10 protein-coding genes and 1 pseudogene are annotated in these 12,009 nt (G+C 64.8%); 7 read left to right on the top strand and 4 right to left on the bottom strand.

Annotated features, from left to right (window positions below):
* The first annotated feature begins 40 nt into the window (after positions 1 to 40).
* On the top strand, positions 41 to 760 hold the full coding sequence (gene trmB, locus J7548_RS10150) for a tRNA (guanosine(46)-N7)-methyltransferase TrmB (protein ID WP_290974061.1): 720 nt from the start codon (positions 41 to 43) through the stop codon (positions 758 to 760).
* A gap of 83 nt (positions 761 to 843) precedes the next feature.
* On the opposite strand, the gene recQ is transcribed toward trmB, so the two are convergent.
* From recQ to J7548_RS10135, 3 genes are all read right to left on the bottom strand, one after another.
* Complete coding sequence (recQ, locus tag J7548_RS10145) at positions 844 to 2,697, bottom strand: DNA helicase RecQ (RefSeq protein ID WP_290974058.1); 1,854 nt, start codon at positions 2,695 to 2,697, stop codon at positions 844 to 846.
* Positions 2,698 to 2,734: 37 nt separating this feature from the next.
* Complete coding sequence (locus J7548_RS10140) at positions 2,735 to 3,607, bottom strand: undecaprenyl-diphosphate phosphatase (RefSeq protein ID WP_290974055.1); 873 nt, start codon at positions 3,605 to 3,607, stop codon at positions 2,735 to 2,737.
* Between the two features lie 92 nt (positions 3,608 to 3,699).
* A complete protein-coding gene (locus J7548_RS10135; RefSeq protein ID WP_290974052.1) occupies positions 3,700 to 4,554 on the bottom strand; it encodes an undecaprenyl-diphosphate phosphatase in 855 nt (284 codons plus the stop codon).
* Between the two features lie 208 nt (positions 4,555 to 4,762).
* Here J7548_RS10135 and arsC point away from each other — a divergent pair.
* Together arsC and J7548_RS10125 are read left to right on the top strand one after the other, a co-directional pair.
* Positions 4,763 to 5,113, top strand: a pseudogene (gene arsC, locus J7548_RS10130) (arsenate reductase (glutaredoxin)); the annotation flags it as partial.
* A gap of 116 nt (positions 5,114 to 5,229) precedes the next feature.
* Positions 5,230 to 6,171, top strand: coding sequence for a DUF2520 domain-containing protein (locus J7548_RS10125; RefSeq protein ID WP_290974046.1), 942 nt, complete (start codon positions 5,230 to 5,232; stop codon positions 6,169 to 6,171).
* A 9-nt stretch (positions 6,172 to 6,180) separates the two neighbouring features.
* Here J7548_RS10125 and J7548_RS10120 read toward each other — a convergent pair whose 3' ends face one another.
* The gene (locus J7548_RS10120; protein ID WP_290974923.1) at positions 6,181 to 6,444 is read right to left on the bottom strand and encodes a YkgJ family cysteine cluster protein; all 264 of its coding nucleotides are present in this window, start codon (positions 6,442 to 6,444) and stop codon (positions 6,181 to 6,183) included.
* Between the two features lie 339 nt (positions 6,445 to 6,783).
* On the opposite strand from J7548_RS10120, the gene J7548_RS10115 reads away from it, so the two are divergent.
* From J7548_RS10115 to J7548_RS10100, 4 genes are all read left to right on the top strand, one after another.
* Positions 6,784 to 7,413: a TetR/AcrR family transcriptional regulator gene (locus J7548_RS10115; protein WP_290974044.1), complete on the top strand. Its 630-nt coding sequence runs from the start codon at positions 6,784 to 6,786 to the stop codon at positions 7,411 to 7,413.
* Positions 7,414 to 7,474: 61 nt separating this feature from the next.
* The gene (locus tag J7548_RS10110) at positions 7,475 to 8,662 is read left to right on the top strand and encodes an efflux RND transporter periplasmic adaptor subunit (protein WP_290974041.1); all 1,188 of its coding nucleotides are present in this window, start codon (positions 7,475 to 7,477) and stop codon (positions 8,660 to 8,662) included.
* 3 nt (positions 8,663 to 8,665) lie between these two features.
* Positions 8,666 to 11,863: an efflux RND transporter permease subunit gene (locus tag J7548_RS10105; protein ID WP_290974038.1), complete on the top strand. Its 3,198-nt coding sequence runs from the start codon at positions 8,666 to 8,668 to the stop codon at positions 11,861 to 11,863.
* The gene (locus J7548_RS10100) at positions 11,853 to 11,999 is read left to right on the top strand and encodes a hypothetical protein (RefSeq protein ID WP_290974035.1); all 147 of its coding nucleotides are present in this window, start codon (positions 11,853 to 11,855) and stop codon (positions 11,997 to 11,999) included. The genes J7548_RS10105 and J7548_RS10100 overlap by 11 nt, the downstream gene beginning before the upstream one ends.
* The last annotated feature ends 10 nt before the right edge of the window (positions 12,000 to 12,009 follow it).

Raw genomic sequence — 12,009 nt, 5'->3', positions numbered from 1 at the left:
CGGATATCCGGGCCGCGCCTCACCGATTCACGAGTACTTCATGTCTGAGAACAAATCCGGCAAGCCGCTTTTCTACGATCCCAGCGAGCGCCGCATCCGCAGCTTCGTCACCCGCACCGGGCGCGTTTCCAATGCGCAAGGTCGCGCGCTGGAAGAGTTGGGACCGAAATTCCTGCTGCCTTACGCCAAGGAAACGCTGGACCTGGAAGCCGCTTTCGGCCGCAATGCGCCGACCGTGCTGGAGATCGGGTTCGGCATGGGCGAGACCAGCGCCAAGATCGCCGCGCTGATGCCGGAGAAGAATTTCATCGGCGTGGAGGTGCATACGCCGGGCGTGGGCAGCTACCTGAAGCTGGTGGGCGAAGGCGAACTGGCCAACGTGCGCATCATCCAGCACGATGCGGTGGAAGTGCTGAACCATATGATCGCGCCCGGCGCGCTGGCCGGCGTGCATGTATTCTTCCCCGACCCGTGGCACAAGGCGCGCCATAACAAGCGCCGCCTGATCCAGGGGCCGCTGGTGCAGCTCCTGAGCTCGCGCCTGGCCGTCGGCGGCTACATCCACTGCGCCACCGACTGGGAAGAATATGCGGTGCAGATGCTGGAAGTGCTGGGAGCCGAACCGACGCTGAAGAATACGTCCACCGATCCGTCCGGCTATGCGCCGCGCCCGGATTACCGCCCGACGACCAAGTTCGAGAACCGCGGATTGCGCCTGGGCCATGGCGTGTGGGATCTGGTATTCGAGAAGAAGGCCTGACACCTCCTTTCATTTCGACGCCACAATAAAAAACGGCATGCCCATTTCGGCATGCCGTTTTTTTGCGTTTCAGGCTTTCTTCCTCAGCCCTGCTCCTCTTCAGCCCCGGCAATCAGCGCAATGATCTGCGCGCCATAGGTTTCCAGCTTCTTTTCACCGACGCCGTTGACATGCCGCAAGTCATCCAGCGATTGCGGGCGCGCCTTGGCGATTTCGCGCATGGTGGCGTCGTGGAAGATGACGTAGGCCGGCACGTTATGCTCGCGCGCGGTTTCCACGCGCCACCAGCGCAGTTTCTCGAACAAGGCCTGCTCCTCCGGAGAGAGATCGCTCTCGACGAAGGCGGAGCGTTGCGAGCTGCGCTTGGCCTTGACCGGTTTCTGGTATTGGCGCAACTGTATCTTTTGCTCCCCGCGCAGCACCGGGCGGGCGGCGTCGGTGAGTTTCAATGCGCTGTAGTTTTCCGCATCGACGGTGAGCAGGCCCAGTGCGATCACCTGGCGCAGGATGGCGCGCCATTCGGCTTCGCCGCGGTCGCTGCCGACGCCGAAGACCGACAGCTGGTCGTGGCGCCATTGCTTGACGCGGTCGCCGTCGATGCCGCGCAGCACCTCGATCACATGGCCGGGGGCGAAGCGTTGTTCGACGCGGTAGACGGTGGACAGCAGCTTCTGCACTTCGACCGTGGCGTCGAAGGAGACCGGCGGCGTCATGCAGATGTCGCAGTTGTTGCAGGGGCTGGCTTCCTGGCCAAAGTAATTGAGCAGGCGCACACGCCGGCACTTCAGGGTTTCGCACAGGCTGAGCATGGCGTCGAGCTTGGCGCCCTGCACCCGCTTGAAGCTTTCGTCGGCTTCCGATTCGTCGATCATGCGGCGTTGCTGCACCACGTCCTGCAGGCCGTAGGCCATCCAGGCATCGGCCGGCAAGCCGTCACGGCCGGCGCGGCCGGTTTCCTGGTAATAGCCTTCGACGCTCTTGGGCAGGTCGAGGTGGCAGACGAAGCGCACGTCGGGCTTGTCGATGCCCATGCCGAAGGCGATGGTGGCGACCATCACGATCTTGTCTTCGCGCAGGAAGCGCGCCTGGTTGGCGGTGCGCTGCGCATAGTCCATGCCGGCGTGGTAGGCCAGCGCGTTGAGGCCTTCGCCGCGCAGGAATTCGGCGGTCTCTTCCACCTTCTTGCGCGAGAGGCAATAGACGATGCCGGCGTCTTCCGGGTGCTCGCTCTTGATAAAGTCCAGCAACTGCTTGCGGCCGTTGGCCTTTTCCACGATCTGGTAGCGGATGTTGGGGCGGTCGAACGAGGAGACGAACTGGCGCGCCTGCTCCAACTGCAGGCGGTGGATGATTTCTTCACGCGTCTGCGCATCCGCTGTCGCCGTCAGGGCGATGCGCGGCACCTGCGGGAAGCGCTCGTGCAGCACCGACAGCTTGATGTATTCGGGGCGGAAGTCATGCCCCCATTGCGAGACGCAATGCGCCTCGTCGATGGCGAACAGCGCGATATTGGCCGACTGCAGCAGTTCCAGGCAACGAGGCGTCATCAGCCGTTCCGGCGCGACGTAGAGCAGGTCGAGGTCGCCCTGGCGCAGGCGGCGCTCGATCTGCAGCGCCTCGTCGAAACTCTGGGTGGAATTGAGGAAGGCGGCGCGCACGCCGACTTCGGCCAGCGCGTCGACCTGGTCCTGCATCAGCGCGATCAGCGGCGATACCACCACGCCCACGCCGTCGCGCAGCAGCGCCGGCACCTGGTAGCACAGCGACTTGCCGCCACCGGTCGGCATCAGCACCAGCGCGTCGCCGCCGGCGGCGACGTGCTGGACGATGTCGCCCTGGTGGCCGCGGAAAGAGGAATAGCCGAAGACGGTTTCCAGCACGTGCAGGGCGCGTTGCGACAAAGGGGCGTCGGCAGGCAGGGTATCGAAATCGACCATGGATCTTTATGCGGGGGCGGAAACGGAAGGCGCTATTTTATTGCAGCCAGCCCTGGCCGACCGCCGCCAGCAGAAATACTCCCAGCGCAGCTCGATAAACGATGAAGGGCCAGGTCGAAAATCTTTCCAGGAATTTCATCAGGCCCCAGATTGCGGCGAAGGCCGAAAGGCTCGCCACGGCCAGGCCGAACAGCAGCACGCCCCAGGCTTCCAGCGGGATATGCGCGTGCAGCAGCACGGCCAACTCCTTCAAGCCGGCCAGTGCGATGGCCGGCAAACCCAGAAGGAAGGAAAAGCGCGCCGCCTCTTCGCGGCGGAAATTGAGGAACAGGGCGGCCGTGAGCGTGGAGCCGGAGCGCGACACGCCCGGGATCAGCGCGCCGACCTGGGCCAGGCCGACGATGAGCGCATCGCGCAGGCGCATCTGGTCGACGCTGCGGCGATGGCGGCACACCAGTTCCGAAATCGCCAGCAGGACCGCCATGACGATGCAGGAATAGCCGATCACGGTCAGGCTGCGCAACGGCGAGCCGCAGGCATTGAGCACGTGCGACAACGCCAGCCCGGCGATACCGATGGGAATGGTGGCCAGGATGATGGCCACGGCCAGCTTGAACATCGGATCGTTGAAGTCGCGCCGGCGCCAGGCGGCCACGCTGCCGCCGGTAACCGCCGCCACGTCGCGGCGGAAATAGCTGATCACCGCGGCCAGGGCCGCCAGTTGCATCGCCGCCGAGAACGCCGAACCGGGGTCATGCCAGCCGAGGAAGGCCGGCACCACGCGCATGTGGGCGGTGGAAGAGATCGGCAGCAGTTCGGTGATGCCCTGGACGATGCCGAGGAAACCGATCTGCAGGTAGCTGAGCGAGGCGAAGCCGATATCGAGGCCGGCGCTGCAAACATTGGCCATGAGATGTCCTTTTACAGAAATGGGGTTGGCGAAAGATCATTGTGCAGCCGGACGCATCGAGGCGTCCGGTCTGGTCCTGCAAGCGGGCGGAATTACTCCGCCCAAACCACTACGCCGCTATATGCCGTGGCCAGCACGACGATGCCGAACACGATGCGGTACCAGGCGAAGATGGTGAAGTCGTGCGAACTGATGTAGCGCAGCAGCCAGCGCACGCACAGGAAAGCCGAGACGAAGGCGGCCACGGTGCCGACGGTGAACAGCGGCGCATCGGCGGCGGAGAGCAGCGCGCGCTCCTTGTACAGCGAATAGATGGTGGCGGCGAACAGCGTCGGGATCGCCAGGAAGAACGAGAACTCGGTGGCCGCCTTGCGCGACAGGCCGAACAGCATGCCGCCGATGATGGTGGCGCCGGAACGGCTGGTGCCGGGGATCAGCGCGAAGGCTTGGGCGATGCCGACCTTGAGCGCGTCGAGCGGGGTCATGTCGTCCACGCTGTCGATGCGCGCCGAGGCCATGCTCATGCGGTCCTTGTTGCGGCGTTCGACCCACAGGATGACCAGGCCGCCGACGATGAAGGCGATCGCCACCGACAGCGGGTTGAACAGCACCGCCTTGATTTTCTTGCTGAACAGGAACCCGAGGATGGCCGCCGGCAGGAAGGCGACGATCAGGTTGATCACCAGGCGCTGCGCCTTGCGGTCGCTGAACAGGCCGGCCAGCACCGCGGCGATGCGCGCGCGGTATTCCCAGCACACCGCGAGGATGGCGCCGGCCTGGATCACGATTTCGAAGACGTCGGCTTTTTCCTTGGAGAAATCCGGACTGGTGAACTGCAGCAGGCTGCCGGCCAGGATCAGGTGCCCGGTGGAAGAAATGGGCAGGAATTCGGTCAGGCCTTCGACGATGCCCATGATGAGCGCCTTGAGCGCGAGGATGGTGTCCATACGTGGCTGGATTGGCTTCTTTGGGTGGAATTGACAGGAAAAAGCGGCGGATGAATCGGAAAAACCGGCTTTTTGACTATGCCTGCGCGCAAAGGTGCGCTGCAACAGGCCGAAATTCTACAGCACGACACTTAGCCGTCAGTTAGCCGGCGGCCAGAAACGTTACCATGTCGGTTTTGCCATCGACACACGCGTAAAAAGGATTCCCATGAGCGACATCACCATCTATCACAACCCCAAATGCGGCACCTCCCGCAACGTGCTGCAGGCGCTGCGCGACGGCGGCGCCGAACCGACCGTGATCGAATACCTGAAGATCCCGCCCGACCGCGCCACGCTGAAGAAGCTGGTGGCGGCCATGGGCGTGCCGCTGCGCGAGGTGATCCGCGCCAAGGAAACCCTCTATAAGGAACTGGGCCTGGACGATCCTTCGCTGAGCGACGAGCAACTGCTCGACGCGATGATGGAGCACCCCATCCTGATCAACCGTCCTATCGTGGTGGCGCCCAAGGGCACGATGCTGGTGCGGCCCAGCGAGCGGCTGGTGGAAATCTTCCCCTGAAGAGACAAGAGCGGCCCGGGCTGCGGCCGCAAGCCTTGCTATGCATTTCCTCATTTGGTTGGATTTATAGTTGCGTATCGCAACTAATTGAACTAAGCTGATTTGAACCGGCCATGTCGCCCATCGGCGACATTTGTCCGGCCTTCTTTCATTTGAGGGGGAGGCCCACCATGAGCGCAGTAGCATTGCTTTCCCGCATCGGCTTCATCGGCGCCGGGCGCGTAGCCCAGACGCTGGCCAGCGCCTTCGCTCGCTCAAATTATCAGGTGGTCGCCGTCAGCAGCCGCAGCCAGGCCAATCTCGCCGGCTTTTGCGCCCGCTTCCCGGCCGGCCGAGGCGAGATGGCAGCGGGCTCCCCACAAGAGGTGGTCGACAGATCGTCCATTGTCTTCCTGACGGTCAGCGACGATGCGATCGCCCCTGTTTGCGCCAGCCTGAAATGGCGCGCCGGCGTCGCGGCAGTGCACTGCTCCGGCGCAACCGAGATCGCCGCCTTGCAAAGCGCCCGCGAGGCTGGCGCTTTCGTCGGCGCCTTTCATCCCATGCAGATGTTCGCCAATCCGGATGTCGCGCTGGCCAGCCTTCCAGGATGCACGGTGGGCATCGAATCGGACGAAGAACTGCGCGATGATCTGCATGACCTGGCGCGCGCCATCCACTGCGTCCCGTTCTCTCTGCCGCCGGGCGCCCGGCCTCTGTATCACGCTTCAGCCTACTACGTAGGACCGTTCCTGGTCGCCCTGCTCAGCGAAGGGAGCAAGCTGTGGAAGCGTTTTGGCGCAACCGAGCGCCAGGCCATGGAGGCCATGATGCCCTTGTTGCACGGCACCCTGGCGGCAGTGATGGATGGCGGCCTGGCGCGCGGCATGGGCGGCTGTGTCGCGCGCGGCGATATCGGGACCATCCGAAAGCATCTCGATGCGCTGGAGAACTTCGACTTGCCCGCCGCCAGCCTATACCGTGAACTGGCGGCCCGGAATGTGCCGCTGGCCTTGGAACGGGGAACGTTATCGCCCGCTTCGGCAAAGAAAATTCAGGAGCTGCTGCAGCACTAGGGCCGCAAGTCAGTGCGCGGCGGGGGCGGTTAACGTCTCCAGCGCAGACAACCATTGGATGGCCTCTTCCCTGGTGGCCCCGCACATCTCTTGCGAAGGCTGCAAACCGCCGCAGAATGCCGGCCGCTCCGGCTTGCCGAAGATCAGGCAGCGCTCGTCATCCCCCAGTTGCACGCATCGGACGTTGGCCGGCTTGCCGTCGGGCATCCCGGGGATTGGGCTGGTGATGGAGGGGGCGATGCAGCAGGCACCGCAACGATCTCGGCAATTCATGGAAAAAGGCATTCAGGCCAATAAGGGCCGGGGAAGACGTGAAGGACGCTATTTTAAGCCCTGCCCCATCCGCCCCCCATTCCCTGCGCCTTCGCGCCCGCTTTGCCGCGCTTCATTGCCCGGCTCCGGCCGTCCGTCGCAATGCGCCTGCGCCCTGCCGGACCATCCCTTTACATTGGCTTACCCAATCACCTGCGGCCCATTCTTGACGCCATGCCGTTTGCCACTTACATTGCTGACTCTCCGGTAATTTACTGGCGCATTCGCTTTTCGCTCCGGCACGCCTACAGCAGCAATGGGCGCCGGTGCGCCAAGCTTTGCACTACGCCTTGCTCGCCTATGCCTGAAGCCGCCAAAGAACCCCGTTGGGAACGCCGCAAGCAAGACCGCCCGCAGGAATTGCTGGCGGCGGCATTGCAATTGTTCGTCGAACGCGGCTACGCGGCGACACGCCTGGAAGACGTGGCCGCGCGCGCGGGCGTTTCCAAGGGCACGCTCTACCTGTATTTCGAAAACAAGGAAAGCCTGTTCAAGTCGGTGGTGCGCGCCAACATGCTGCCGCTGCTGGATGAGGCCGAAACGCTGGTGGACAGCTACCCCGGCAGCAGCGCCGACCTCCTGCGCGACCTGGTGATGCGCTGGTGGCAGGCGGTGGAAGCTTCGGGCCTGGATGGCATTACCAAGCTGATGATGGCCGAGTCGGGCAATTTCCCGGAGCTGGCGCGCTTCTACCATGACGAAGTCATCGTGCGCAGCGACGCCATGATCGTGCGCATGCTGGAGCGCGGCATGGCGCGCGGCGAATTCCGCCGGGTCGATGCCGATTCGCTGAAGAAGGTGATCGTGGCGCCGGTGGTGATGCTGATGCTGTGGGACCGCTCCTTCGGCCCCTGTTCGATCACGCCGATCGATCCGCAAGCTTACCTGGCCAGCCTGATCGACCTGTGCATCAACGGCCTCAAGGCCTGAACTTCCAAAACAATAAAACGCCTGCCGGCACGTCTGCAGGTTCAAACCCGGGATTTTCCGAATGACGCTTTCCTTCCTGAAACGCCGCTGGCTGCGATGGACCTTGCTGGCGCTGGTGCTGCTGATGGCGGTGCTGACGCTGTTGAAAAAACGCGGCGCGCCGGCCGCGCCGCAGGCGACCGCCTCCGCCGCCGCCATTCCCACCGCGATGGAATTCCTTCCCGGCGACCTGTACACCGTACAAGCCGGCGAACTGCGCCGCGTGCTGCCGCTGTCGGGCGCGCTGCGGGCGCTGAACCAGGCTTCGGTGAAGGCGCGGGTGGCCGGCGAGGTGCAGCAGGTGCTGGTGCGCGAAGGCGAAGCGGTCAAGGCCGGCCAGGTGCTGGCCCGCATCGACACCGCCGATTACCAGGCCAAGGTCGACCAGGCGCGCGGTTCGCTGGTGGCCGCGCAGGGCCAGCTGGAAATCGCCACCCAGACCCGCAACAACAACCAGATGCTGCTGGACAAGGGCTTCATCTCGCGCAACGCCTTCGATACCGCCAGCAGCCAGTTCGACATCGCCCGCGCCAACGTCGACAGCGCGCGCGGCGCGCTGGAAGTGGCCAGGAAGGCGCTGGCCGATACCGTGGTGCGCTCGCCGATCGCCGGCATGATCAGCGCGCGCAACGTTCAGCCCGGCGAAAAGGTGGCGGTCGACGGCAAGCTGCTGGACGTGGTCGACCTGTCGCAGATGGAACTGGAAGCGCCGGTGCCGACCAACGACATCCTGAAGGTGCAGACCGGCCAGGAAGTGCTGGTGTCGGTCGAAGGCCTGCCGCAGAAAGTGGCCGGCCGCGTGGTGCGCATCAACCCGGCCACGCAGTCGGGTTCGCGCTCGATCATGGTCTATGTGCGCGTGGACAACCCCAACGGCCTGCTGCGCGCCGGCATGTTTGCCGACGCCGGCCTGACGCTGGAAAAGAAGGACGACGTGCTGTCCGTGCCGGGCACCGCGATCCAGGTCGAGGACGGCAACGCCTATGTCTACACGATCGACAACGGCGTGCTGGCGCGGCGCCCGGTGGTGACCGGCCTGCAGGGGCGCAACGCCGACGGCGGCGCGGTGGAAATCGCCAGCGGCCTGGCCGCCGGCGTGCAGGTGGTCAAGGCCAACCTGGGCATCCTGCGCGCCGGCACGCCGGTGCGCATCCTGCAGCGCGGCGCCGGCCAGCCTCCGGCGCCCGCTCCCCAACCGCAGGGGCATTGAGCGATGTGGTTCACGCGCATCTCGATCGGCAACCCGGTCCTGGCCACCATGATGATGATGGCCTTCGTGGTGCTGGGCCTGTTCTCCTACCAGCGCATGCGGGTCGACCAGTTCCCCGACATCACCTTCCCGGTGGTGGTGGTGCAGACCACCTACCCCGGCGCTTCGCCGGAAAACGTCGAATCCGACGTCACCCGCAAGATCGAGGAATCGGTCAACACCATCAACGGCATCGACACGCTGGTATCGCACTCGTATGAAGGCCTGTCGGTGGTGATCGTGCAGTTCGACCTCACCGTCGACCCGGCCCAGGGCGCGCAAGACGTGCGCGAGAAGGTGGCGCTGGTGAAGTCGGCCTTCCGCAAGGAGGTTGACGAGCCGCGCATCACCCGCTTCGACCCGGCCGACCAGCCGATCTTCTCGATCTCGGTCACCAATGCGCCCGACGCCAAGCCGCGCACGCTGCGCGAGCTGACCACCATCGCCGACCAGGTCATCAAGAAGCGCCTGGAGAACGTGCGCGGCGTGGGTTCGGTGACGCTGGTGGGCGGCGTCAAGCGCCAGGTCAACATCTACGTCAAGCCGGCCGAGATGGAGGCGCTGGGCATCGGCGTGAACCAGGTGGTGGACGCGGTCAGGAACGAGAACCAGGAGCTGCCCACCGGCGCCATCCGCATGCTGGATGCGGAAAAGACGGTGCAGGTGCAGGGCCGCGTGAAGAACCCGGAGGATTTCAGACGCATCATCGTGGCGCGCCGCGGCGGCCAGCCGGTCACGCTGGAGCAGGTCGCCAACGTGGTCGACGGCCAGGAAGAGCAGGAGACGCTGGCGCTGTACAACGGCCAGCGCACGCTGGCGCTGGACATCCTGAAGGCCCAGGGCCAAAACACCATCGATGTGGCCGACGGCTTGAAGCGCAGCATCAAGGAAATGGAACCCAGCCTGAAGCAGCTGTACCCGGGCGTGACGCTGCAAGTGGTCAAGGACGGCTCGCGCCAGATCCGCACCGGGGTGGAGAACGTGCGCCGCACCCTGATCGAGGGCGCGCTGCTGACCATCGTGATCGTGTTCCTGTTCCTGAACTCCTGGCGCTCCACCGTGATCACCGGCCTGACGCTGCCGGTGGCGCTGATCGGCACCTTCCTGTTCATGTACATGTTCGGCTTCACCATCAACATGATCACGCTGATGGCGCTGTCGCTGTGCGTGGGCCTGCTGATCGACGACGCCATCGTGGTGCGGGAAAACATCGTGCGCCATGCCGGCATGAAGGTGCACGGCAAATTCAAGTCGCACCGCATGGCGGCGCTGGAAGGCACGCAGGAAATCGGCCTGGCGGTGCTGGCCACCACCTTCTCGATCGTCGCGGTGTTCCTGCCGGTGGGCTTCATGGGCGGCATCATCGGGCGCTTCTTCCACCAGTTCGGCGTGACCGTGGCGGCGGCCGTGCTGATCTCGATGTTCGTGTCCTTCACGCTGGATCCGATGCTGTCGTCGGTATGGCCCGACCCGGATGCGCATGGCGAGCACGGCAAGAAAGCCGGCTGGTACGACAAGACCATCGGCCGCGTGCTGCATGCCTTCGAGCGCCTGGTGCAATGGCTGTCGGCGCGCTACCAGGAAATGCTGCGCTGGTCGCTGAAGCACCGCGTGCTGACGCTGGTGATTGCACTGGCCACCTTCCTCGGCGGCTTCGCGCTGCCGGCCTCGGGCCTGATCGGTTCCGAGTTCGTGCCGCAGGCGGACTATTCCGAAACCGGCGTCACCTTCTTCACGCCGGTGGGTTCCTCGCTGGAACTGACCGAAAGCAAGGTGCGCCAGGTCGAGGCGATCTTGCGCCAGTTCCCCGAGATCACCGACATCTACAGCACCGTCAACACCGGCAACGCCCAGGGCAAGAACTACGCGACCGTGTTCGTGCGGCTCAAGCCGCGCACCGAGCGCACGCTCACCACCGGCCAGATGGCGCCGCTGCTGCGCCAAAAGCTGTCGCAGGTGGCCGGCATCACGGTGACCCACGTCGGCACGCTCGACGGCGTGGGCGGCGACAACAAGCAGATCCGCTTCAGCCTGCTGGGGCCTGACCTGCAGCAGCTGGCGCGGCTGTCGGACCAGGTGCAGCAAAAGCTGCGCCAGATCCCCGGCGTGGTCGACCTGGATTCCAGCCTGAAAGCGCAAAAGCCGACCATCTCGATCCAGCCGCGGCGCGATATCGGTTCCGACCTGGGCATCGGGGTGGCGCAACTGGGCAATGCGCTCTCGCCCTTGCTGGCAGGCGAGGCGGCCAGCAGCTGGCGCGCGCCGGACGACGAGAACTACGACGTCAACGTGCGCCTGGCGCCGAGCGACCGCAGCACCGTGGACGACCTCTCGCGCCTGATGCTGGCCAGCACGCAGACCAATTCAGACGGCTCGCCGCGCATGGTGCCGCTGCGCCAGGTGGCCGAGATCCAGCATACCCTGGGCGCCAACCAGATCAACCGGCGCGACCTGAACCGCGAAGTCGAACTGTCGGCCAACGCCCAGGGCGTATCGGCCGGGCAGGTCAACGCCCAGATCAAGACCATGCTGGACGGCATGCACTGGCCGCCGGGCTACCGCTACCAGATCGGCGGCTCCACCAAGAGCATGAACGAATCCTTCGGCTACGCGGTAGGCGCGCTGGCGCTGGCGATCGTGTTCATCTACATGATCCTGGCCTCGCAGTTCGCCAGCTTCCTGCAGCCGGTGGCTATCATGTCGTCGCTGCCGCTGACGCTGATCGGCGTGTTCCTGGCGCTGATGCTGTTCCGCTCGACGCTGAACATGTTCTCCATCATCGGCTTCATCATGTTGATGGGCCTGGTGACCAAGAACGCCATCCTGCTGGTGGACTTCGCCAACCAGGCCCGGCGCGAAGGCATGGAGCGCGGCGCCGCGCTGCTGGAAGCGGCCCACGTGCGCCTGCGCCCGATCCTGATGACCACGCTGGCGATGGTGTTCGGCATGGTGCCGCTGGCCTTCGGCGTGGCCGAAGGATCCGAGCAGCGCGCGCCGATGGGGCAGGCGGTGATCGGCGGCATCATCACCTCTTCGCTGCTGACGCTGGTGGTGGTGCCGGTGGCCTACACCTACCTGGACGACCTGGGCGCCTGGGCCAAGCGCAAGTGGTTCGGCCCGGCGCAGGACGGCGCCGGGGCGGGAGAACGCCATGAAGATTGAGCGCCGGCTCGCCGCCGCAACGGGTTGCGCCGGGGAAATCCCGCAACAGGCGGCTTTTTGCGGGCATTTTCCGGGCGCACATGGGCTGTTTAGCCGGGCGGTGTTTGATAAAATGTCGGCTTTCCGTCGCTATTGAGCCTACTGCC

The organism is Herbaspirillum sp. (assembly GCF_017744395.1).
Classification (GTDB): domain Bacteria; phylum Pseudomonadota; class Gammaproteobacteria; order Burkholderiales; family Burkholderiaceae_D; genus Herbaspirillum.
Note: the sequence above shows the minus strand (reverse complement) of the source record. Positions and strands in the feature narration are given on the sequence as shown.